The sequence below is a fragment of the Proteiniborus sp. DW1 genome, assembly GCF_900095305.1.
In the GTDB taxonomy this organism is placed as follows: Bacteria; Bacillota; Clostridia; order Tissierellales; family Proteiniboraceae; genus Proteiniborus.
In genome coordinates this window covers 66,969-91,003 of record NZ_FMDO01000056.1, presented here as the reverse complement: position 1 = coordinate 91,003, position 24,035 = coordinate 66,969, and the positions used below count along the sequence as shown (strand labels likewise).

The 24,035-nt window shown below is 32.1% G+C and carries 26 protein-coding genes, 3 pseudogenes and 1 riboswitch; of the genes and pseudogenes, 25 read left to right on the top strand and 4 right to left on the bottom strand.

Features of this window, described 5'->3' with window-relative positions; genetic code table 11:
* Nucleotides 1-260: 260 nt before the first annotated feature.
* Nucleotides 261-1,076, bottom strand: a complete 816-nt coding sequence (locus tag DW1_RS13900) for a DUF169 domain-containing protein (RefSeq protein WP_074351436.1) — start codon at nt 1,074-1,076, stop codon at nt 261-263.
* A gap of 28 nt (nt 1,077-1,104) precedes the next feature.
* Complete coding sequence (locus DW1_RS13895) at nt 1,105-2,052, bottom strand: TDT family transporter (RefSeq protein WP_074351434.1); 948 nt, start codon at nt 2,050-2,052, stop codon at nt 1,105-1,107.
* Between the two features lie 551 nt (nt 2,053-2,603).
* Between DW1_RS13895 and DW1_RS15350 the strand changes: the two genes are divergently transcribed.
* The 25 genes and pseudogenes from DW1_RS15350 (at nt 2,604) to DW1_RS15605 (ending at nt 22,640) form a co-directional block, all read left to right on the top strand.
* Nucleotides 2,604-2,789 (top strand): hypothetical protein, encoded by a 186-nt coding sequence (locus tag DW1_RS15350; RefSeq protein WP_143474432.1) that lies wholly within the window; start codon nt 2,604-2,606, stop codon nt 2,787-2,789.
* Between the two features lie 118 nt (nt 2,790-2,907).
* Nucleotides 2,908-3,309, top strand: a complete 402-nt coding sequence (locus DW1_RS13885; protein ID WP_074351432.1) for a hypothetical protein — start codon at nt 2,908-2,910, stop codon at nt 3,307-3,309.
* Between the two features lie 227 nt (nt 3,310-3,536).
* A complete protein-coding gene (locus DW1_RS15975) occupies nt 3,537-3,659 on the top strand; it encodes a hypothetical protein (RefSeq protein ID WP_278335764.1) in 123 nt (40 codons plus the stop codon).
* Nucleotides 3,647-4,090 (top strand): hypothetical protein, encoded by a 444-nt coding sequence (locus tag DW1_RS13880; protein WP_143474431.1) that lies wholly within the window; start codon nt 3,647-3,649, stop codon nt 4,088-4,090. Before DW1_RS15975 ends, DW1_RS13880 begins: the two co-directional genes overlap by 13 nt.
* Before the next feature lie 236 nt (nt 4,091-4,326).
* Nucleotides 4,327-4,848, top strand: a complete 522-nt coding sequence (locus tag DW1_RS13875; protein WP_242942507.1) for an RNA polymerase sigma factor — start codon at nt 4,327-4,329, stop codon at nt 4,846-4,848.
* Nucleotides 4,841-5,530, top strand: coding sequence for a DUF4367 domain-containing protein (locus tag DW1_RS13870; RefSeq protein WP_074351427.1), 690 nt, complete (start codon nt 4,841-4,843; stop codon nt 5,528-5,530). The genes DW1_RS13875 and DW1_RS13870 overlap by 8 nt, the downstream gene beginning before the upstream one ends.
* Nucleotides 5,531-5,608: 78 nt before the next feature.
* Nucleotides 5,609-6,049: a hypothetical protein gene (locus tag DW1_RS13865; RefSeq protein ID WP_074351425.1), complete on the top strand. Its 441-nt coding sequence runs from the start codon at nt 5,609-5,611 to the stop codon at nt 6,047-6,049.
* 326 nt (nt 6,050-6,375) lie between these two features.
* A complete protein-coding gene (locus DW1_RS13860; RefSeq protein WP_074351423.1) occupies nt 6,376-7,221 on the top strand; it encodes a hypothetical protein in 846 nt (281 codons plus the stop codon).
* Nucleotides 7,222-7,310: 89 nt separating this feature from the next.
* Nucleotides 7,311-8,594, top strand: coding sequence for a hypothetical protein (locus DW1_RS13855; protein ID WP_074351421.1), 1,284 nt, complete (start codon nt 7,311-7,313; stop codon nt 8,592-8,594).
* Nucleotides 8,595-8,611: 17 nt separating this feature from the next.
* On the top strand, nt 8,612-8,983 hold the full coding sequence (locus DW1_RS13850) for a hypothetical protein (protein ID WP_074351420.1): 372 nt from the start codon (nt 8,612-8,614) through the stop codon (nt 8,981-8,983).
* A gap of 323 nt (nt 8,984-9,306) precedes the next feature.
* Nucleotides 9,307-9,416, top strand: a pseudogene (locus tag DW1_RS15970) (helix-turn-helix domain-containing protein); the annotation flags it as partial.
* 1 nt (nt 9,417) lies between these two features.
* Nucleotides 9,418-9,809, top strand: a pseudogene (locus DW1_RS15835) (IS3 family transposase); the annotation flags it as partial.
* Between the two features lie 800 nt (nt 9,810-10,609).
* A complete protein-coding gene (locus tag DW1_RS13830; protein WP_074351414.1) occupies nt 10,610-11,488 on the top strand; it encodes an AraC family transcriptional regulator in 879 nt (292 codons plus the stop codon).
* Nucleotides 11,489-11,988: 500 nt separating this feature from the next.
* A complete protein-coding gene (locus DW1_RS13825) occupies nt 11,989-12,270 on the top strand; it encodes an ATP-binding cassette domain-containing protein (RefSeq protein WP_074351412.1) in 282 nt (93 codons plus the stop codon).
* A gap of 751 nt (nt 12,271-13,021) precedes the next feature.
* Nucleotides 13,022-13,243, top strand: a complete 222-nt coding sequence (locus tag DW1_RS13820) for a hypothetical protein (RefSeq protein WP_143474429.1) — start codon at nt 13,022-13,024, stop codon at nt 13,241-13,243.
* Between the two features lie 193 nt (nt 13,244-13,436).
* The gene (locus DW1_RS13815; protein ID WP_074351408.1) at nt 13,437-15,215 is read left to right on the top strand and encodes a WG repeat-containing protein; all 1,779 of its coding nucleotides are present in this window, start codon (nt 13,437-13,439) and stop codon (nt 15,213-15,215) included.
* A 613-nt stretch (nt 15,216-15,828) separates the two neighbouring features.
* The gene (locus DW1_RS13810; protein ID WP_074351406.1) at nt 15,829-16,185 is read left to right on the top strand and encodes an arsenate reductase family protein; all 357 of its coding nucleotides are present in this window, start codon (nt 15,829-15,831) and stop codon (nt 16,183-16,185) included.
* A 399-nt stretch (nt 16,186-16,584) separates the two neighbouring features.
* Nucleotides 16,585-16,701: pseudogene (locus DW1_RS15345) on the top strand (ATP-binding protein); the annotation flags it as partial.
* Nucleotides 16,702-16,839: 138 nt separating this feature from the next.
* Nucleotides 16,840-16,953, top strand: a riboswitch (FMN riboswitch).
* Between the two features lie 138 nt (nt 16,954-17,091).
* Nucleotides 17,092-18,177: a bifunctional diaminohydroxyphosphoribosylaminopyrimidine deaminase/5-amino-6-(5-phosphoribosylamino)uracil reductase RibD gene (gene ribD, locus DW1_RS13805; RefSeq protein WP_143474436.1), complete on the top strand. Its 1,086-nt coding sequence runs from the start codon at nt 17,092-17,094 to the stop codon at nt 18,175-18,177.
* Between the two features lie 4 nt (nt 18,178-18,181).
* A complete protein-coding gene (locus DW1_RS13800; RefSeq protein ID WP_074351404.1) occupies nt 18,182-18,832 on the top strand; it encodes a riboflavin synthase in 651 nt (216 codons plus the stop codon).
* 18 nt (nt 18,833-18,850) lie between these two features.
* Nucleotides 18,851-20,059, top strand: a complete 1,209-nt coding sequence (locus tag DW1_RS13795; RefSeq protein ID WP_074351402.1) for a bifunctional 3,4-dihydroxy-2-butanone-4-phosphate synthase/GTP cyclohydrolase II — start codon at nt 18,851-18,853, stop codon at nt 20,057-20,059.
* Between the two features lie 25 nt (nt 20,060-20,084).
* Nucleotides 20,085-20,546 (top strand): 6,7-dimethyl-8-ribityllumazine synthase, encoded by a 462-nt coding sequence (gene ribE / locus DW1_RS13790; protein ID WP_074351400.1) that lies wholly within the window; start codon nt 20,085-20,087, stop codon nt 20,544-20,546.
* Between the two features lie 554 nt (nt 20,547-21,100).
* On the top strand, nt 21,101-21,439 hold the full coding sequence (locus tag DW1_RS13785) for a PadR family transcriptional regulator (RefSeq protein WP_074351398.1): 339 nt from the start codon (nt 21,101-21,103) through the stop codon (nt 21,437-21,439).
* A complete protein-coding gene (locus DW1_RS13780; RefSeq protein WP_074351396.1) occupies nt 21,439-22,311 on the top strand; it encodes a permease prefix domain 1-containing protein in 873 nt (290 codons plus the stop codon). Before DW1_RS13785 ends, DW1_RS13780 begins: the two co-directional genes overlap by 1 nt.
* 152 nt (nt 22,312-22,463) lie before the next feature.
* Nucleotides 22,464-22,640 carry a hypothetical protein gene (locus DW1_RS15605; RefSeq protein ID WP_159433597.1) on the top strand — a complete coding sequence of 59 codons (177 nt, stop codon included), beginning with the start codon at nt 22,464-22,466 and terminating at the stop codon, nt 22,638-22,640.
* Nucleotides 22,641-22,872: 232 nt separating this feature from the next.
* Here the strand turns inward: DW1_RS15605 and DW1_RS13775 are convergent, their stop codons facing one another.
* Together DW1_RS13775 and DW1_RS13770 are read right to left on the bottom strand one after the other, a co-directional pair.
* Nucleotides 22,873-23,226 (bottom strand): DUF4260 domain-containing protein, encoded by a 354-nt coding sequence (locus tag DW1_RS13775; protein ID WP_074351394.1) that lies wholly within the window; start codon nt 23,224-23,226, stop codon nt 22,873-22,875.
* Nucleotides 23,198-23,656, bottom strand: a complete 459-nt coding sequence (locus tag DW1_RS13770; RefSeq protein ID WP_074351392.1) for a MerR family transcriptional regulator — start codon at nt 23,654-23,656, stop codon at nt 23,198-23,200. Before DW1_RS13770 ends, DW1_RS13775 begins: the two co-directional genes overlap by 29 nt.
* Nucleotides 23,657-24,035 lie beyond the last annotated feature (379 nt).

The window sequence follows — 24,035 nt, the reverse complement described above, 5'->3', positions numbered from 1 at the left end:
GTTGCTTAGGAGGGGCTATTATGGACACGAAATTACTAGTTACAAATTGATTTATAATAGTAGGTCTATTCATAGACTGATTAATGCATAAAATAAAATAGTTTTGGCAAGTATAAAACTAAGGCAATAAAATTGTAGTTTTTATCAAGTAAAATAATTCTTGTCGGATTAGTGCATGGGATTTATTTAAAGCACAAAATTAATTACACCTTCTAAGATTAGATAAAGGAACTCCTGCTTTTAAACAGGAGTTCCTTGTATTATTTACCTAATTCTTCAATTTCTATTTTTCCACCGCTATATGACCCATCATCATAGTTTTGACCGAATATGATTCCGCTAGCATCTAATCCACGGGCCTTTAATCTTTCTACGATACCTTTTTTATTTTTATCTCTTTCAAAAGGATTAGTTGTTTCAATAACACCCTGTACAACTTCGTACCATTTAGCAAAAGGAATACCAATTCCTATTTCATTAGCTTGCCAATTAGCAACTAATCGAGTTCCCGGACATAATAAAGAGATATTGATATCCTGAGTATTGTAAGGGTATGTTGTTAAGTCTTGACATACAGCTTGTAGTCCAACAGTTCTCAAGTTATTTGTATAGCCATTAAAGTATCCATGTCCTTGAATTATTCTCATTACATTATAGGAACTACCTACTACAATTACAACATCTGGTTCTTCAGTATAGTCTTCAAGAGGCATAACTGCAATTCCTGCAAGTTGCTCTTTTATGAAAAGCATATCATCATTAATACTTTTTGATGTTTCCACATCTTTGTAAATATGTTTGCTGAATCTACCTTTTCCATTAGCAATTGGTTCTGGAACTTCTGTAAAATGTAATGCAAAGGCTCCATTTGGGCATGCTTGATTTGCTTTTGTTAATTTCATAGCTTGTCCCCTACTAGCAAGTTGTACAGAGTTACAATACGTAACTTTACGATCTTTTTGAAGAACTTCAAAGTTATCAAATTCATCTTTATTAAAGAAAAACTTAACTCCTACTGGTTTACGGTCTAAATCTAAATATGATTCGATTAATTCCACACTGCTTTTAATATCCATTATATCTCCTCCATGTTTTTACTTTTAATTACTTACCTGTTTGTGGTTGTACTTTTTCTGTTGCAAATAAGAACCCTAAAAATCTAATTAATACATAAATACATGCTACTACAGCAATGACTTCTTCTATAGTTACCAATGTTGGAAGGAATGAAATAGGACTTCCTGCTTTAGTTAAGAATCCATTAGTAAGCTTTAATCCTAATCCGCTTATAACTAATGGGAATGTATATCCAGAGTAACTTGGGTAAAATTTTAGTTTTAGTATCTTTGGTAAATAAAGTATTACTCCCCAATATAAAACTTGAGCAACTATTAGTAAGGCATAAACAAGGATTATATTTTTCACTTCAAATGAGTTCATATATCCAGCTAAGCATATACTTGCAGGTGCTGAAATGATTCCAATTGTTGGGATTGTTGGTTCAGGCATTTCTTTTACCACCAAAACTCTCTTTAAAACAATTACAAGCAATACAACAAAAGTAGCTAAAGCAAACCAAAATATAATTCTTCCTATTGATTGCATTCCAACTGCACCAGATGTAACGCTAGCTGCTGCAATTCCCACATAAGGGATAAACCAGCTAGGGAATACCTTTTTAATACTATAATTATTGTTTAGTACAAATTTTAGAGTAAAAGATATCATAAGAACTATATGAAGAATTAGTCCAGCGAACCAAAATAAACTAGCGAATCCACCACTAAAAGGTTTAATGTATGTTGCTAAAAGCATCATTGTCATTGAAAATGTAGGGAATACACTTGCAATAACTGGGTTTTGAAGAGCTTCTTTAACACCTTTTGGAAGCAAGATAATTTTTAATAAAACTAATACAAAGATAATACCTGAAGTTAACCCAAACAAGCTTCTAAGGCTTTGACTATGGGATTGGATTAAGTTTCCTAATGCTGCAAATCCAAGCATAAGACCTGTAATTGGTAATGGTAATTTTTTTAATAAATCTTTCATATAAATCTCCTCTCTAATTTCTTCAACATATAGAATACCATAATAAAATTTTTAAGTTAAATAGATATGTTCTATACTAAAGTAAGTTCACATAAAATTATTTAATAACTACATAGGAATAGATTATATATCAATTCTTGAAAGAAGATACTCAAAATATCAATGGGCATTATGACAATAGACGTCTAGGGAAATTGCAAACCTAAATCTAGATAAGTTAGAACTATAGATGGAGAAAGCTGAAAAACTCCAGATAGACGAGATAAATTCTTATTTAGCAGGTTTACGAAAAGACCTAGAGGTAGTAAAAACAGCATTATTTATAGCTATAGCAATGGTATAGCAGAGGGAAGTGTTAATAAGCTACAAGTGATAAAACGGAATATGTTATGCAGGTGTATTTTATGTTCCCTTTGGTTTGTATGAGGGAACATATTTTGTTTTGTGGGTCTATTATGGACGCGTAATGGACATATAAGGTTTGAAAAAGAGTTTCAAATTGGTGTGTAAAGCCTAAATGGTGTGAAAGTAGTGTTAGAAAAATACTAGTAATGAAAAATACAAAGAAGAGGTTTGTAAATAACGGAGAAGTTCCAATGTGCTATGTAGAGAAAGGCCATCCAACTATAGAGTATATTGAAAGATATGGGGTAGGACAGCTTGACTTTGCAAGGGTAGAAGACAACCCATTTACAGAAAGAATTATATGTGGAAACTTTGGAAGAGCCTTAAGCTAAATTAATAAAATAAATCAAATGAATAAAACAAATATAGTTTGTCTCTACAAATCAAAATAACATTATATAATAAAAGTGAATCGCAATGGTTAAAATTAATGACGAAAGGATGGTTTAGGTGGTGAAGTATATTTTTAAAAATGCAGCATATCAGTTCTTCGGTGTAGGATTTGACCCAGTGAATGATGCAAAAACCTTATCAGTTAAAGAAATAAAGGTGACTCATTATTCGAGAAGAAAGGAGAAGAATTATGGTACAAAAGAGAGACTGATATTTATCATTATTTCAAATAAAATTAAGGCTTTTGATGGAAAAAGTGAAGAAGAAAAGGATGATTATATCAAAAAGCACTGGAAGGATTTCCTTCTATATGCGATTTCACAGGTATATCCCAACGATTTAATAGTAAATTATGGTGAAGTTATTATTACTAATCCACAGTGGGATAGTTTGCAGGAAGCTAAGAAAAATTTAGATATTTTGGATGCAAATATTACTCCTGTGAGTCCCTACTCTTAATAAAATACTATAGTGATATCAGAAGATCTCCATAAAGATGGTACTTATAATTTATGATAACTTATGCACTGGGCATATTATTAACGATTTCAGAATTAGGGCAGTAAAGAATATTTAAAGTAACTAATGTTTAAATTGAAATTAAGAATTCTTTATATGTATTTAAGTACATAAGAGGAGTAAAGTTAGAGGAGCAAATAGAGGTTATTGGAGAAAGGGGATTGGTTATGGATAAGGATAAAGCAAAATTAGTTCTTATAAATTTTCAAATTGAAAATTGGTCAAGGGATGGAGAAATAAAACCAATTAATAAAAAGATAATGCCTTTTATATCAACTTGGCAAGTATAAAAAATGATGCAATAGTAAAAAATTCTCTTCAAAATGGAAGCAAATTTATATTGGTAAATGGAATACCCTATTCAGCAAATGATATTTTGAGCATGGTAAAAGAAGGACTTGTAAAGAGTATAGTTAATGTTATGTTTGAAAAAGAAAAACTTTGTATGGAGGATTTAATTTTAGAGATTGAAGAAGAAAGAGCAATTAAGAATACTGAAACAGGTGAAGTTAGAATAATAAATTGCATAGATGAAGATAAAGTAAATACTACTGAAGATTTGATTAAGAAAGTTTTAGAATCAACAAATGAGATGTTGATGGTTGATGTTACATCCTCAAATAATGTTGAAGAATATATTACAAATGGCGGGGGAGAGGCTATAGAAGATTTCTTAACAACTTGCGTAATATTATCAAATTTTTGCCCCAACCCACGTTGAAGTAGCAATTCTGATGACGTATTGTGGTTCTGAAACAGAATAAAAGGTTTTGACCACAACATATAGTGGTTTAAGGATGGAATTTGGGTCAAAAATCGGTGGGAAAATACCCTTTTTTGACCCTTTAAAATAGGGCATTTGACAGATGACATTGGATAATTTGGGGAATAACAAGGTAAAGGTAGAAAAACTAGGGCTAAAAACAGGGGGTGAGTCTTATGTTGATTTATTTATCTATGATTGAATTAGAAGAAGATAAAAGTAAATTTGAACAACTTTATATTACATATAAACAAACAATGTTTTATGTTGCCAATAGGATACTTAAAGATGAATATTTATCAGCGGATGTTGTTCATCAGGCATTTTTAAGAATTATTGATAATTTATCTAAAATAGATAAAATTGATAGTCACAAAAGTAAAGGATTCATCGTTATAATCGTAGAAAATATAGCAATTGATTTTTATCGCAAACGAAAACGTGAAAATCATATATCTTTTGATGAAGTAGAGATATATATTGAAGATATAAAGAGTAACGATAACTTTATATTGAGTGATATAGAAAAAGCTATTCTAAAACTGCCTGTAAATTATTCTACCGTACTAAGACTAAAATATTCCCAGGGTTATAGTAATGAAGAAATTTCACAAATTTTAAAAATATCCGAAGAAAATGTACGCCAAAGAATATCAAGAGGTAAAAAAAGATTAACTGAGATTTTAGCTGAAGGGAATGATAAGTCTTATGGATAAATATATAATTAATGATGAGTTCTTTTATAAATATATGAAGAACACTGAAAATATAATTATTAAAAGTTTACCAAAAGAAGAGGAGTTAACACATAAATTTTCTAAAAGATTTGAGAAAAACATGGATAAACTTATAAGACAGCAAAAAAGGACTCCTTTCATGAGGGGCTTTATAAACTATAGTAAAAGGGTTGCAGCTATATTTCTAATATTTGTAACTATAGCTTTTGCCACAACCATGAGCGTAGAAGCATATCGGGTTAAATTCTTTGAAATAGTAACAGAGGTATGGGAGGAATTTACGTCAATAATATTTAAAAGTAAGGATCATATTAATGATAATAATAAATTAATACCTGTTATCCCAGAATATATCCCTAAAGGATTTTCGATACTTGAAGAAAGTACAAATGATCATCTTTATAGAGTTATCTATATAAGTGAAAATAATAAAGAGATATTTTATGAACAAAGAGTGTTATCATATGGAGAAATTATATTAGATACTGAAAATATTGAAACTGAAGTTATTGAAATAACTAATCAAACAGTTACTTTTTTTACCAGTAAAGGAGTAAATCAAATATATTGGAGTGATAATTCTTATTCCTATACCATAATTTCTAGTATAAGTAAAGATGAAGTTATAAAAATAGTAAAAAGTATTTTAGAAAAAGATTAAATAATTTAAAATAGATGTCACAAATCACCCCCTTCATTCGTTAGTATAGTTAAGAACGAAATTAAAAGGGGGTATTTTATGATTAAGAAGCTTATTCTATTGATGCTATGCTTATGTTTAATGAGTAGTATTTCCATGAAAGTATTTGCAGATGAAACTAATAAAGAACAATCATTGGAGCAAGAATCAATAATTAGCCCATATATGGATTATATTGCAAGGGCATCATGTTTTTTGTATATAGATTCTAATGGAAAGGCAACAACAGATTGTTCCGTATATGGTTATCAAGGAATAACAACTAAAGTTACCATTACAGCAAATTTACAACAGTATAAGGATGGAAGGTGGGTAACTATTAAAACATTTGCGGAAAGTGCTAATTCGCACAGAGCATTTTTATATGAAACAACTACAATTTCTAAGGGATATACTTATCGAGTAACTGCAGAGGTAAAAGCGTACAGTAGTTCTAATGTTGAAACAAGAAGTATGACAAGTAGTGAAGCGGTATATTAGCATTTAAGATTTAGACAAAGAATATTTTAGAAATTAGAGATAGGTCTAGACATAGTATCGAAATCATAATCAATGAAGGTATAATTAGATTTTGATACCTTCGTTTCAGAAAATTGATATCTGTTATCATGCTCGAATAGCAACGATAAGCAAAGGGGTGGCATTTATAATATTTGATAAGCAAAGTTAAGTTAAAGTGTTTTAGGGAGGTTATTGATAATAAAAGACTGAATAATTATAGCTAATATAATTAGTAAAATATAAGCTGTTAATCGAATGAAAGCTAGTAATAAAAAGAAAATAAAATTATGCGAGGAGGCATATCAATGAAAAAGGTGATAGCTATTTTAATAGGTACCATAATTATCTTTTCCTTCCATTTTCAATCATATGCAGATTATCATGGGCATATAAATGATAATCTAATAAATTCCGATATAGGAGATTCAGAAATTGAAGAAATTAGATTAGAGCTAATATCAATTTATAAGGATAGCAAAGAATTCTTGTTAGAAGCAAAAAATAAAAATATTAGTTTTATTGAATTGATTAATGAAAAAGCATATGAAACATACAAAATGAGGCAAATGATTTCAAAATTATATAATGGAATAAGCCCAAATATTGTAATCGGAGATGTTTATTATGCAAATGTTCCTGTTATAAAGCAATCTACTAGTAATAACTGTGGGGCAGCTTCAGTTTTACAAGCATTATATGGTTTGGGCTGTCAATCAAATGTATCTGGAAGTACAGATAATTCGAAAATGGCCACCTTAACAAAAGAGATGAAGATTAAAGAAAATGGTAGTGCATATGTATATCTTGTCACGGATGCACTAAATAAATATTCACCAAATTATACTTATTCCTACTACGGAATAAACAGTATGAATATGAATCAGCTAAAAAATAGAATAGCCACAAGTCTCCAATTTGATGCACCTCCGATTTTACATGCAAGAACAGAATACTTAGGCTATTATAATGGACATCAATCAGGGCACTATATAGCTGTGGGTTCAATAAATGTAGCGACGAATAAAATTACAGTAAAAGACTGTAACTATAATGACAAATATAGAGGAACATTTAATATAACATTGGAAGAAGCATATAATGCATTAGATAGTTATAGAGATGAAAGATTCCTTATTTGTTTAGCACATTAATCATAATTCAGTCGTTAGCAATGAGTCGAAGATGAGCATACCAAAATAGTTTTTGTAGGAAGGATAAGTTAAGATTTGGGGGAATTTGTGTGAAATGGTTAATCTTATTATTTATATTGGTAAGCTTTATTTTAAGTTCTTGTAATTACAATGATAACTATTCGAAACCCAAAGGGAAAGAAGAAAGTTTGGTAACTTACAAAAAAGAACATACTGTAAATCAACTTGATAGTAAGGAGATAATTAATGATTTATTGGATGGAACTTCAAAAGAAGCATTATGTGATTATATAATTTCAGAAAAATTATTTAAAAATCCTATAGCAATAGACTTAAATAAAGTAGATACAATGCCTTATAACCAAATACAACCAATATTAACATTAGATTCATCAAAGTTTACAGATAAAGTTGAAAATGGTTCAGGGGAAATATGGGATTATGCATTAGCCGAGAATGATTTAATCTATGTTATAGGGTATGAGAAAAAAATGGCTGTTAGTGCTTATAAGTTTGAAATATACAGGTATGATATTAGTAACTCTACTAATGAATTGTTATATACATGTGATAAAGAAGGTCTTGTTGTCTTGAATGAAATGGTCTGTAATGACAGATATATGTTTTGGGTTGAGGAAACTTATGAGGAAGGACATAGTTATACTACCTTATATTCAATGAATCTGATTACAAAAGAAATAAATATTTTAAGAAGACTAAAATTAATGGAAGAAATATATAACCCCATATGCTTATCGGTTTCCACAAATTATCTAACTTGGTATGAATCCAAGAAAGAAAGTACAGATAATGAGAAGTTAAGTAATAAGATAAAGGTCTATAATATTTCCGATAATAGCTTTGAACCTGTAGATATAAGCAATGTTATTTGCTTTTCTCCCTATGTAAGACTTGACATATTTGATAACAATATAACTTTCATGACTGAAACTCAAGATTGTACAATAGCAATTAACAGGTATAATCTTGAAACACAAGAGAATATAAGTGTAGCTTTACCTAAGGAAGTAAAGTTAGTTGACTGTAGTTCAAATGATAATTACTTTTTATGGTATGAAAGCTATAATGTAGGAAACAGAAACTATTACTTATATAACTACAATAACATGAAATTATATAAAATAGATGTGAATGAAAAAGGGGGTGGATTTTCATATTTATTAACAGATAATCTATATTTAAATTATGACAATAATCATTCTTTAATTAAAGTTGATCTTTCTAGCTTTGATATCTTCACTTTATTACAGGATTTAGAAACTCACTTTATGCATTTTCAACTAAGCTCTAATAATACAATATCAATAAAAGGCATTGAGGATAGTTTAAGAAAGTTTTATCTATTAAATTAATAAAAGGAGGGTTTCAGATGAAAAAAAGACTGATATTAATAATAATATTATTATTGTTAAGTTCAAGTGTGATATTTGCTGAAAACAAGTGTCTTCCAAGTCATCGGAAAAGTGTGTCAAAAACTTCAACTTATGAGGGAAGGAGTTTTGGAGGGCATTATCATATAGTAACTGAATCGGTTTATTGCCATGATTGTAAAGATGTTGTTAGTTATAAAAAAGTATCGGAAAAGTTTGAAGGACATTCGTATACAGATTATCATTCTGGAACAAAGCACTATGTTTCGGTATCTTGTTCAAAATGCTACTATAGTGATACAATTTCTTATAATTGTTCTGGACCACCATGCATATTGCCTAATAATGTAAAGATATTACTAGCAGAATAATAGAATTGTATAATAGAGAGGCTTTTTATGTGATAGGGGAGTAGTCGTTGAGAAAGAAAGTTTAATAATAATGGAAAACTGCCACAAGATATATCATTTGTCTTTTTACTTAAGAAATAAGATATAGCACAAATAATATATAAAAAATTTGGAAATGGAAACAATAAATGCATCAAGATTGATATGCTCCCCTTGTAGTAGACAGTTAAAATAACAAAAACTGATACTACAAGGAGGAGTATATTTTTATGGGAAGAAAAAGTAGATTCTCAACAGATGAAAAGTTAGAATTTGTTCTGAGATATATAGAATGAAAAGATTCTATCAATAATATTGCTAAACAAATTGGTGTAAATAAATCATCTCTAAGAAATTGGATTCGAAACTATCAATCCTTGGGAATCGATGGATTAAATACTGCATCGAAAAACACCTCTTACTCTGAAGAGGAGAAAGAATTAATAGAGTTTAGAAAGAAAGTAAAACAACTTGAAATGGAGAATGATATTTTAAAGCAGGCAGCACTACCGCTAGGCAAAAAGTAGACCTTATCATTTCTAATAGAGAGAAATACAGTATTAGTGCAATGTGTGAACTTTTAAAGGTCCAAAGAAGTTTACTATATTATCATTTAAATAAAGAGCCCTCTAACTCTTGCAAAGAAGGAGCTATAATTACAGACCACGTTAAAGATATCTTCAGACGCAGTAGAAATAACTATGGAACAAGAAAGATAAAAAAGGAGCTAAATAAACTAGGATATAAAGTTTCTAGAAGAAGAATATCTAGAATTATGAAAGAAAACTCCCTCATATTGCCTCATACAAGGTACTTTAGTCAGTCCATATTTCTCTCTTAAGTCTTTTACATAAAGTCTTAATGTTCTATCACTAAAATCCACGTCACCATACCTTTCTTTAAGCCAATCAAATATTTGAGCAGTAGATAAATCCCTAAGCTCCTTTATCCAAGATAATATTAGCCCTTATACTTATCAACTTTTTTGATTCTATTCTTAGCAGCATCATTTAACTCTGCATATTCTTTATAAGACATATCTCAGTATTTATCTACTGTTTTGTAGTTAATATTAAGAAATCTACTTACTTGAGACTTATTGAATCCTTTTAATTTATACTGTTTAATTTCAGCAAACATATTCCGTCCCTTCAAGCTGTATTCTTCCTCTGATAAAACTTATCTTTAATTTTATCAGAAGATAAGGTATTATTGTATTAAGCTGGAAAATATTCTCCGTTTTTGTTTGCCAAAATTTCTCTCTTTTATTATACCAGTCACAAGCCTCATGTAGATAAAAGTAATCAATCTAAAATAGCTAATGAACTAAAGCTGATTATGTTAATTGGTTCAATAATATTAGGATTTACTCAAAGTTAAGATATTTAAGTCCTAAAGAATATAAATTACCTAACCTTAAGAAAACTGTAAATAAGTGTGACAATCCATACATTGAAGAAAAATAAAGGATTCCTTGGTAAACGTCCCAAAGATAAATTCAGTTTAACGATACTAGCTACACGAAAGAGAATCGACAAAACTGTGCACAGAATGTCGGATGAGTAAACGCACCCTTTGATAATATTGATGATGAAAGGAGGTTGTTCAATGGATACTTTAAGAAGTATGAATAATGCATTAGCGTATATTGAAGAGCACTTAACAGAGGAAATTGATTATAGTGAAGTATCTAAAATCGCTTATTGTTCAGAGTATCATTTCAAGCGGATGTTTTCTTTTTTAGCAGGAATAAGTTTATCAGAATATATTCGGAGAAGAAGACTGACGTTGGCTGCACTTGATTTGAAAGATAATGATTTAAGAATAATTGATGTAGCCGTGAAATACGGCTATAATTCGGCTGATTCATTTTCCCGTGCTTTTCATTCCCTGCATGGTATTCTCCCTTCTGAGGCAAGGAGTGAGAATACACAATTAAAAGCTTATCCTCGAATGACCTTTCAATTATCAATTAAAGGAGGATGCGAAATGAACTATCGTATTGTTGAGAAAGGACCTTTTAAGTTAGTAGGATTTAAGAAGAGAGTTCCAATTATTTTTGAAGGTGTCAATCCCGAGATTGCAAAAATGACTGAACTTTTAACCATGGATGTTATTAATCAATTAAAAGCAATTTCAAATGTAGAACCTAAAGGTATTATTAGTGCTTCCACTAATTTTTCAGAAGGTAGAATGGGAGAGAAAGGAGAATTAGATCATTACATCGGGGTAGCAACATTAAGTAATGAAACTGCAGATTTTGATGTATTAAAAGTTGATGCTAGTACCTGGGCTGTATTTGAATCGATTGGACCATTTCCGGAAACACTTCAAGATGTGTGGGGGAGGATATACTCAGAGTGGTTTCCATCTTCAGGATACGAGGCGGTTGAAGGTCCTGAAATTTTATGGAATGAGAATCCAGACACTGGAAACCCAAAGTATCGAAGCGAAATCTGGATTCCAGTAAAGAAAAAAGACTATTAATTACATTAATATTTATTATTGAGGGTGCTCCTAGTAAGAGTGCCCTTTTCGTAAATGGTACGATTGGTGGATATGTTCCCGCCTACCGATAGTGCAAAAGTGGGGATGACGTGTTTCCGACTACCGACAATGTAAAAGACATCAAACCACCCCGCTCGTTGCACGTTGAAGTCGTAGTGAAGTTAGAAAAATCATAGAATTTAGTGAATATAATGATTTTAGAGATTTTAAGGCATTGAATGTACAGATGAAATTCAATGCCTATTCTCTTCACGGGAACATATCCATAATAAAAATTTGAGGATTATTGTGATGGAAGATGGATTATATCTAAGGATATGTAGAAGAGAGAAAGATATGTTTATTTGATAAAAGCTGTATGATACAATATTTATAATTAGAAAACAAGTAAAATTGAAGTTTGTAGTAGAATTATGATAATAGAATGAATGAACTTATAATCCCCTCTATTTTAGTAGAACATTATTATAATCATATTATTGCTCCTAACTACAAATTATGATTTTGTTAGTGTATTATCTAAAGTAGGTTTAGATAGATATGCTAATCACCATAGTTTAGACATTTTAATTCATGAGGGAAGAACTAACCTCTCGGGGGGAGAAAAAAGAAGAGTTACTCTTGCAAGAAGTATACTAAGAGAAACCCCCATATTAATACTGGATGAACCATTAGCTAACCTTGATGAAAAAAATGCTAAAGCAATTGAATCACAATTATTATCAATTAAAGATAGAACCCTAATAATTATTTCTCACTAGTTTAGTTCAGAGAATATAAGTAAATTAGATGAAATAATAGTATTTAACTAATAAAAATGGACTTATGTCATAATCTTGGGCAGCATGAGCGGTGAAACTAAATTTTAAAGGCTCTTTGTCAATAGTTGGGGTGAGATTTTCTTTAATCTCGCTCCATTACTATTTTTAGCCCTAATCCTATTTTAGGGTGTACTTAATAAACCTAATTCTCATCTTTAAGCTTATTATAACGGGTAAGTATCAGCTTTCTACTCCGTTTATAGTATTTTCTGAGGTTAGTAGGCATAGTTTTTTGTAGACGTTTTCTTACATTGTTTTTCTCGCCATCAACAAGAATACATTGTACTTTCCAGTCTCAGCATTGCCTTTAAATTCGTCAATACAGAGAACTTTTGGAAGAGAAGGAGTGCCATAATTAATGCAGTTAAATATACGCATCGATGTTTACAGGATTTTTGCTTGGCAGTACAGCCATTTTGAATCCATCTGCTATCGCTTATCAGGATGCTTGGCTGGCAAATATATTAGCATTTGCAGTTGGATTACAGCTATATATCAATTTTAAACCCTAATAAAACACTTATTGAAATATTAAGAGACAATTTCGGAAAATATTTGGGTGTTTGACAATGTATTGGAGCTAATCCAGTGGGGTGTTAGTGTGAACGGCGACATTTTACGATTGAGTGTGTTTAGAGAAAAAAAGGTTGAAATAGTTGATTAAGTATGAGAATTTGAAAGATTAAAAATATTGGATTTAATAAAGGAAGAAAAAATGTTACTGGAAAATCTACATATGGAAAATACTATATTCAATGCAACTCATAAGACCAATACGTTAATATTAAAAGGGAAATTACCAGAACAAAAGGGGTTGTTACTTGACAAAATAAATAAGGCTATAGAAGAATATAATCAGAGAAGGACTAAGAATAATGAGATATATAGATGGAAGAATTGGTCGCTAGAGTAAAGCTTGGTTTTTAACTAGACTTAGGTTTCAAGGGGATGACAGGCTGTAGCAAACCGAAGGCTAACCAAGAGGACGGTTTTTGTGGTTGATTTTACTAATACGTGTATGATATGCTAATTTGGAGTGATAAAATACCAAGAACTACGGGAAATAAAAATATTATAAGCAAATAATGTGAAAGGTGAGAATATAAATGAAAAAATATTTAAAGTTTTTTTTAATTTCTATATTAGCATTTGGGTTTATAGCCGTACCACCTAAAGCTATATATGCATCAGGCGATATTAAAGTATTATTAGAAGGCAAAGAGCTATCATTTGATGTACCACCACAAATAATTGAAGGAAGAACACTCCTCCCATTAAGAGCGATATTTGAAGCTTTAGGGTTGGAAGTTGGTTGGGACGACGCTACTAAAACAATAACTGGAACAGTGGAAGGTAAAGAGATAGTATTAAAATTGGACAGTAAAGATGCAAAGATTAATGGAGAGCATAAAACTTTAGATGTGCCTGCAAAAGTTGTCAACGGAAGAACTTTAGTACCAGTTAGATTTATAGCTGAAAGCTTAGATATGAATGTTGTATGGAATCAAAATGAAAGGACTATATTAATAACAGGACAAGAGGATATAGGTGAGTATATAGATACCTTTGATGAAAATAGTGCTACTAGATTATCCGAAAATAGGTTATATTTGAAGCATCAAAATATAGGTTATTTGGTTAATAATAAAGGAGATATTATCAGAGAAATATCGTCTAAATATATAATAGGAAATTATTCCGAGGGTTTAGCTTCATTTTCTGAATATAAAGGTGACGAAAATCAGTGGAAAAAAGGATTTGTGGATAAAGAGGGAAATATAATCATCGATGCAAAATATGATCATGTTTACGATTTTAATGAAGGAGTTGCTTGGGTGGGTAAACATGATAAGGATTCTTATAAACTTGGACGTTTTCCAATGATTTTTGGAGCTATAGATAAATCTGGGAAGTTTTTAATTCCATATAAATATACAAAGCCAAATTTTACTGCGTCCTCTGGCGCAGGTGAACTTAAGTTTTCCGAAGGCCGAGCAGTTGTATTTGTAAATGAATACGGATTAGAAAATGTAGCAAATGGATTTATAGCTGATATCTCATGTAAATATATAGACATTAATGATAAGGACTATACACATGGTAAAAAAGTAAGGGAACCTAGTTTTCATTTTTCAGAGGGACTGGCTTATATAGAATATAGTACAGGAGAGCCCTATACTGATAGTTTTAGGAGATTTACAGGGTATGTCGATAAAGATTTTAATGAAGTAATAGACTTAAGAGAAGCAATTGAGGGAATTGAGTTCGAGGACCATTCTGCATATGTAGAAAGTGGAGAAGGAGGTTTAAAATCTTATAATTTAAATAATTATAATATTGAACATTTTTTCTCAGAGGGATTGGCTCGTTTTAAAATAGGGTTGGTGTCTAAAGAGGGCGGAAGTATTACTTGTTATCAGTTCGGTTATATTAATAAGGATGGAGAAGTAATGATTAGTCCTAACTATATAAATGCTGGCAATTTTTCCGAAGGTTTAGCCTTTGTAAACAAGGGATATTATAGGGCAAATGTGACTTATAATATTACATATCCAGATGGTACTTTTGTAGCAAAGAGGATAGAAAACTATGTAGAAAATGATTTAGGATATATTGATAAGCAGGGCAATGTGGTAATTGATTTGCCTAAGGAAATAGTATTTGCGGGAGATTTCAATGAAGGGATGGCACCAGTTGCTATCAAAAAAGGTGATGCTTATCTATGGGGATTTATTAACAGAGAAGGTAAACAAGTCATACCAACAGAATTTACTAATGTCTATCCCTTTAGTGAAGGCTATGCTAGGGTAGATTTAGCCGATGGCACCTGTAAGTTTATAGATAAGAATGGAAATTACTTAAGAATAAGAAAAGGAATTAACTAAAAAAGAACTACAGTCTTATCAAGGAATTCAATTAGGAGGTAAGGTAACTAATAACCTACACAAACCCGGCAATTGGGCTGTGGTGGAACAGATGACTCAAGTCCGTCAAATATATTATCTTCTTCTAGTTGCTGTACAATGAAACGAGGAGCTCAAAGAGAATATCTGCACTTGATTCAGATAAATTCTATTAAATCGCCATTTTCAGAAAAAACCTGAGTAAACTACCTGCTAAGTGGGTAGTTTTGATTTTTACGTAATCGATATATACCTAATATTGCTAATATGTTTTGAGATAGGACACACTCAAACAGTATTCATTCTATCTGTTTGTGTCATGTTTATGTCGGAATACTGCTTGTAATGAAATTACTGAAGAAGCAGATGTAAGTCTTATGTCAAGAAATCTTTATTTTATTCTTTTAAGGTATGTATCAACCGATTTAAACTTTAGTAAATTGGGAAAGTTGGTAGATTAGGTTAATTAATTGAATTTGGTATGGAAAAGATATATTATATATACATAAACATTATACGTACTAAGCAAATTGATGCGTAATATGGTAAGAATTATTAGAAAGAGTTCCGCTAAAAAGGAGAAAGGAGATAGATTATGATATTTTTGTGTTATCCGAAATGTACCACCTGTCAGAAGGCTAAGAAATGGTTGAAGGCAAATGAAGTTGCCTTTGAAGAAAGGCATATCAAAGAAAACAATCCTTCAATAGAAGAGTTGAAGAGTTGGCATAAAACAAGTGGCTTGGCATTGAAGAAGTTCTTCAATACTAGCGGACAGCTATATAGAGAACTGAAGCTGAAGGATAAGCTTCCTACTATGAGTGAGGATGAACAGTATAATCTATTGGCATCAGACGGTATGCTTGTAAAGCGTCCTATCCTTATTGGTGATGACTTTGTGCTGGTAGGTTTTAAGGAAACTGATTGGAAGACTGCCCTTGATATTGAATGACAAACCCTACCTGCTTTATAGGAAGCGGGTTTTTGTGGCTTTTTGTCAATAGTTGGGGTGGGATTTTCTTAATCTTGTCCCATTACTAATCTTAGCCTTAATTTAATATAAAGATGGATTTAGATAAAGTTATCCATTCTCCTTTAGTATAGCCTAGTTCCTGCTTTTAGTATCTTGTGAACTGTATCCTTAAAATTATATTCTTTAGGTAAATAACTATCAAAATATTAGTGAAACACATGGATATCAAAAGACCAGAGCAGCGAACAAGGTTTTAGCCTGTATTATGGAAATGGATGCCTGTAAAATTTTATTCGATGTTGGAGTAGTGACTTGTTTTTTGTAAAATCATTTGTTTCATGTAGTTAAATAACAATCTAAAATAAAGGAGCTAAGATTATGAGCGAAAATTGCAATAAAAGCTGTAACAGTTGTTCAGAGGCCTGTGCTGACAGAAAGGAAAAGAAAAATGATTTTTCTGAGAAGCCACATAAAATGAGCAGTATCAAAGTGGTGGAAGCGTACCTACAAGGTTAATTAAAGCTTAAAGTTCTATTTGTTATGTGAATCTGCAAAGAGATGGAACTATTTAAGTTTGATTTATTGACATATTTATATTATTGTGTTAAAGTTTAACATGTAAAAACTGAATAAATAAATCTTCAGGGCAGGGTGTAATTCCCTACCGGCGGTATAGCCCGCGAGCCGTAAGGTTGATTCGGTGAAATTCCGAAGCCGACAGTATAGTCTGGATGGGAGAAGATACTTTTAAGTAATTTGAGCTATAAGCTTATGTTTTATCATAATACTTATAATCAAGACAATTTTTAGAGGCTTTATACCCTGGGATTTATCTCAGGGTTTTTTGATTATCCAATACTGGAGTGATGTCTTAATATGGAATACATGAAAAGAGCATTAGAACTGGCAAAGAGAGGAATAGGGTATACAAATCCAAATCCATTGGTAGGAGCAGTTATAGTAAAAGAAGGTAGAATTATTGGTGAAGGCTATCATAAGGCTTATGGTCATCATCATGCAGAGATTAATGCGTTTTTTAACGCTACTGAGGATGTTAAAGGTGCAACTATGTATGTTACTTTAGAACCTTGCTCTCATTATGGAAAAACTCCGCCTTGTGCTAAAGCAATCGTTGAGAAAGGAATAAAGAAAGTAGTTATAGGGCTAAAGGACCCTAATCCTATAGTAGCCGGAAAAGGTATCCAAATTTTAGAGGAAGCTGGTATAGAAGTGATTGTAGGAGTTCTTGAGGATGAAGTGAAAAGATTAAATGAAATATTTCTTAAATATATAACTACAAAGAAACCCTTCGTAATAATGAAAACTGCAATGACCCTTGATGGTAAAATTGCTACCTATACAAATGAATCTAAGTGGATTACTGGAGAGCTTTCTAGGAAATATGTTCATGAATTAAGGCATAGGGTATCTGGAATTATGGTTGGCATAGGTACAGTGCTTGCAGATGACCCATATTTGACAACTAGATTAGATGATAGAAAAGGCTGTGACCCCATAAGAATAATTGTAGACAGCAGTGGAAGAATTCCCCTTGAAGCAAAGGTATTAAACCTTGAATCAAATGCAGTGACTATCATAGCAGTTTCTAGTAAAGCTGATAAGGGAAAGGTAAAGATGCTTAAAGAAAAGGGGGCTGAAGTCATTATAGTGCCTTCCAAAAATGGAGGAGTTGACTTGACTTTTCTTATGAAGGAGCTAGGAGAGAGAAAGATTGATAGCATTTTATTAGAAGGGGGAAGCCAACTTAATTATAGTGCCTTAGAGGAAGGAATAGTTGATAAGATAAATGCATTTATTGCTCCGAAAATTATTGGAGGAAATACTGCAAAAACTCCAGTTGGTGGGCTGGGAAAAGCACATATGAAAGACGCAATAAACCTTGAAAATATGGATATTCACCGTTTTGGGCAAGACATAATGATAGAAGCATACATTAGAAAGGAGGGTTAAAAAAATGTTTACAGGATTGGTAGAAGAGATTGGAATAGTTGAATCTGTGGTGAAATCTACAAAATCCTCAAGAATAACAATCAAAGCAAGAAAAGTTCTAAAAGGGATAAAGCTAGGAGACAGCATATGCACTAATGGAGTATGTCTCACTGTAACCTCTTTTGACAGCAACAGGTTTAGTGTAGACGTAATGGCAGAAACAATAAGGAGGAGTAATTTGGGGCATTTCTTACCTGGAGATGAAGTTAATCTTGAAAGAGCCTTAAGGTTAGGGGATAGCTTAGGTGGACATATTGTTAGTGGGCATATTGATGGAATGGGGACCATTGAAAATTTTCAACAGGAAGATAATGCAGTATGGATTACAGTTGCAACTTCTCCTGAAATATTAAAATATATTGTGCCAAAAGGTTCAATTGCAATAGACGGAGTAAGTCTTACTGTAGCATATGTAGATGATTTTGCATTTAAAGTTTCTATCATTCCTCACACTAAGGATATGACTACTCTATTAAGCAAGAAGATTGGAGATAAGGTCAACTTAGAATGTGACATGATAGGTAAATATATTGAAAAGCTTATTGAAGCAAAAGAGCAGGTAGTAGTTAATAAAGGAATAGATCTTAAATTTTTAACTGAACATGGGTTTGCATAAAGAAAATGGGGGATGAGAATGAATATGTTTGATACAATAGAGGAAGCAATAGAAGATATAAGGCTAGGTAAGATGATAGTCGTAGTAGACGACGAAGATAGGGAAAATGAGGGAGATCTTTTAATGGCTGCAGAAAAGGTAACACCAGAAGCTATCAATTTTATGGCAAAATACGGTAGAGGGCTTATATGCTTACCTATTATAAGAGAGCGATTAGAAGAATTAAATATTCTATCAATGGTGGAACGAAATACAGATTCACATCAGACTGCATTCACTGTATCAATTGATGCTATTGAGACAACAACAGGAATATCAGCCTATGAGAGAGCAGCTACTGTACTTAAGGTTCTTGACCTTAATGCAAGAGAGTCAGATTTTAGAAAACCTGGACATATGTTTCCTTTGGAAGCTAAAGAAGGCGGCGTCTTAAAAAGGGCAGGACATACAGAAGCAGCGGTAGATTTGGCTAAGCTGGCAGGTTTGTATCCTGCGGGTGTTATTTGTGAAATAATGAATGAAGACGGAACCATGGCTAGGATTCCACAGCTTATGGAGTTTGTAAAAAAACATAATTTAAAGATAGTTACTATAGCAGATCTTATTGCATATAGGAGGAAGCATGAGACTCATATAAAAAGAGTGGCTCAATCAAAGTTGCCTACAAAATACGGTGAATTCAAAATGGTAGGATACGTAAATATCTTAAATGGAGAACATCATGTAGCTCTTATAAAGGGGGAAGTTTCAGGTGGTGAAACAATTCTTCTAAGAGTACATTCAGAATGTCTTACGGGGGATGCCTTTAGTTCTTTAAGATGTGACTGTGGAGAACAGCTTGCAGCTGCAATGAAGAAGATAGAAGAAGAGGGGAAAGGAATTCTTCTATACATGAGACAGGAAGGCAGGGGTATAGGGCTTATTAATAAGATTAAAGCTTATGCACTGCAGGATCAAGGTATGGATACAGTTGAAGCTAACATAGCTTTAGGGTTTCCAGCAGATTTAAGAGATTATGGAATTGGAGCTCAGATTCTTGCAGATTTAGGTGTTAAAAAAGTAAGACTTATGACCAATAATCCAAAGAAAATAGCTGGTCTTACTGGATATGGAATAGAGATTGTAGGCAGAGAGCCTATACAGATGACTCACAATGAAAAAAATGAATATTATCTAAAGACAAAGAAGCAAAAATTAGGCCATATTCTTAATTTTAAAAATAAATGATAACTTAAAGAATGGAGGAATTAAAATGAAAATCGTTGAAGGAAATTTAATAGCCCAAGGGTTAAGGTTTAGTATCATAGTAGGAAGATTTAATGAATTCATTGGAGGTAAACTTTTAGAAGGAGCAATAGATGCATTAAAGAGGCATGGTGTCCAGGAAAGTGAAATAGAGATAGCTTGGGTTCCAGGTGCTTTTGAAATTCCATTGACAGCTAAGAAAATGGTTAAGTCAAATAAATATGATGCTGTTATTTGCCTCGGTGCTGTTATAAGAGGTTCTACACCTCACTTTGAATATGTATCAGCAGAAGTAGCAAAGGGAATAGCAAGTGTATCTCTTGAAACTGAAGTTCCAGTAATATTTGGAGTTCTTACTACTGATACACTTGAGCAGGCAATAGAGAGAGCTGGGACAAAGGTTGGTAACAAGGGATATGATGCAGCTGTTACAGCTATTGAAATGGTAAACTTACTTAGGCAATTTTAATAGTATGTCAAATTTGCTTCCATTTAACAAGATAAAGATTATTTTTTTGATTATGATGGTACTATTCATAATAGCATAAAGGTATATGGACCTGCCTTTAGAAAAATAGCAAAGCATGAAATTTTGAAAGATATAAAAGGCAAATATATTGAAGAAATGGCTAAAAAACAACTTGAAAATATAAATATTTTTCTAGATACATAATAACCAAGAAAAGTATTGTCGATACATATATTTAATGGAGGGGTTAGGAGTATAAACTCTAAAGCGCCTCTTTCTTTTTGCTTATTAATATCAAACTTTTGCTATAACTCATGTGGAGATGGTAGTACTGATGTCTAGAAAATAATATCTGAAAAACCTTATGGTGATATATTTCAGCAGGAAGCCAGTTAAAAGGCACAAATCGAACATTATACAAATTTACATTGAAAGCAATCTCCAATGGAAGTTAGTCGAAAATATACTTGACAGACACAGATATTTGTGTGATAATAATCAGTGACAAGTAAATGTATTGAATTTTCTAAATTCTTGAGTGAAAGGAGATTGCTATGGAGCCAAAATTATCGTCAGACCTCTTGCGGGGTCATACGGACACCATAGTCCTAGGCGTTTTGATGAATAATGATTGTTATGGCTTGGAAATTTACAATCGAATTTTAGCTCGCACGGGTGAGCAGTACGAGTTGAAGGTGGATACATTGTATTCCAGCTATAAGCGGCTGGAAAAAGGCGGGTATATTACATCGTATTGGGGCAACGAAACGCAGGGTGCGCGGCGCAAATACTATAGTATTACAGACAAAGGACGTGAGCTGTATCGGCAAAACCTATTGAACTGGGAGTTTACATTAAAAATCTTAAATAAATTGTTAAAGGAGGAAAAGTAATGAACACGAGTAAGTATATCGATTCGCTGTTTTCCGACTATCAGGAGACTTTGGAGCTTACAGACTTCAAGGAAGAACTCAAAAGCTTTCTAGACGAGAGGATAAAGAGTCTTATTAAGAGCGGACTGGATGAAAAGGATGCTTTTGAAAAGGCAACGAGTGAACTTGGAGATATATCAGTAGTGGCAGATGAATTCAGTTGCAAGAAAAAACAGGAGATACTCAGTGAGATGTATTTGAAAACCAGACATTATATGTCGACATGTAGAATCATTCTTTATGTCCTATGTGGTGCTATTCTCTGTTTTGGGGCGATTGTTGCTGCCCTCTCGGGATTCTTTAGCGGCGACATTAATGCGTCATTAGGCTCGTTGCTCATTTTCGGAGTTATTCCAATTCTCGGCTTTTTGTTTCTTGGGCTTACGCAAGAAACTGCTGTGCATGAAGCAATGGGTTGGAAGCGGGCGTTTCTGTATGTGCTTTCAGCAGGTGTTTTCATGTTTGGCGTGATTGTGTTCATAATAACATATTTTGAAGACAGCGCGGGACTACCATACGCGATTGCTACACTTATCCCGTTTATCCTGCCCAGCTTGGCACTCGGTACATTTCTTGTGCTGACTGAAAAGGATAGGAGCAAACCGTGGGTGATTCAACAGCGCGAGAAATATATGAAATATTCATTTGAGTGCTTCGGCAATCCGGCACAGGAAAAGCGGTTTGGTCTGTTTTCCAGTGCACTTTGGATCGCGGCGATAGCGGCGTTTATCCTGTTGACAATTCTTTTTGGCCTTAAATTTTCATGGTTGGCGATTGTTGCGGCACTCATCGGGCAGATGCTTGTCCTGGCCACGTTTACAAAATCTAAATGAAATGGCTTTTACAAAACAATTCAGTATGGAGGAATCAGGTAATGAAGGTAAAAAAACTGAGATATTGGCTACCCTTGTCTCACTTGTCATGTCCTCGCACTTCTCTCGGGATGCACGGGGCAATGTTTTAATTGCTCCTTTCAAATTATAATGTGAGAAACAGTACAACCAGAAATAGTAAGAAGAAAAGACTATATGGAAAGACATGGAGTAGGGTAGTTAGACTTTGCCAAAATAGAAGACAAGTCTTTTACTGGAAGAGTTATTTGTGGAAGCTGTGGAGTACTTTTGGAAGAAAAACTTGGAACTCCGCAGATGAGGGATTTTAACGGGCGGAAGATGAACTAGAGAAGCATAAAGCAAATGAATTTATTGAGCTTATAGAAGAAGGAGAAGTAGATGAATTTGACATATATCAAATGTAAAATCATTCTGGTATAAAAGAGAAGTCATAGAAAATGAAAGCTATCTAGGAAATATATAAAGATAATAGTTCAGAGTATTGAAGTATCTTATACTCTGAACTATATATGTGATAGTGTGGTAATACAGTATATTTTCCTAATCTAATTTTTGAAGATGTGTAATTTTAAACCCTTCATTATATTTCAAACCGTATCCTATCATAATATCAAAAAAAATATGAGATGCCCATATTAATGCAATAACAAGAAAAGCTTGTTTTGTTGTAATAACTGCGAGCAAAAATAGAATTAATGGAAAAATAAAAACATGTCCAAGGTTATATAAAAATGCTCCTACTTTATTGTTTACTATGTATCCTAACAAGAAAATATCAGGAAGAAGTAAACATGCTAAAAATACATAGATATTAAAACCTAAGAGAAAATAAATCATTGTACAAAATAAAAAACCTAATGCACCTTCAAGGCGTATCCAAATTTTCGGTGTCATTTCTTTTTTTACCTCCTTTCGTTAATTGCTTATACATTAATGTTGCCAATTCTTGAATTTTATGATAATTATACATATACTGATTATTTTCTATAAGTTCTTTAACTTTATATAATTGTTGCCTTGCCATTTGTAAAAATAAAATCTTGTTTTCGATATGAATAATTTTTTCCTGAAACATTTTACTGCTTATATCATTACATTCAGATGATATAGGTTGTTTTTCTAAGGATAATAGAAATTTAATTTCATCTAGTGAAAAATCTAATTGCTTTAAAACAATAATCAATTGAATTATTCTTTCACACTCTTCATCAAATAAACGATATCCATTTTCTAAACGCTTTGGATGAATAATTCCTATTTTTTCATAAAATCTAATGGTATCTGTGGAGATGTTGTATTTGTCTGAAAACTCTTTAATCAACATATTTCTATACCTCCTATTTTAATGGTATCATTGGAGTAAACTCTAATGTCAAGCATTATATTTTATTTCATTTAAGAAATTATCATAAAACTCAATATTTTTATCTTTTGAATTTAGTGTAAAATCATTATGAGATGATTTGGTAACATTTCTTAAAATATATTTTTAGTTTATTATATTTTACCAAGGTTTGTCAGCTATCTCATCTTTTTTGATAAAGATAGGTATTAGCTTTTAATTACTAACACTGAAAATTATAGAACCTTATTAACTCTTACATATGATGGAACACTACTTATGTAGAGACAGTTTGTATGCTTTCAATGAAAGACTAGGAAAATCAAGGGGTAAAAATCCTTGCTTTTCCTGATAGGGGCGG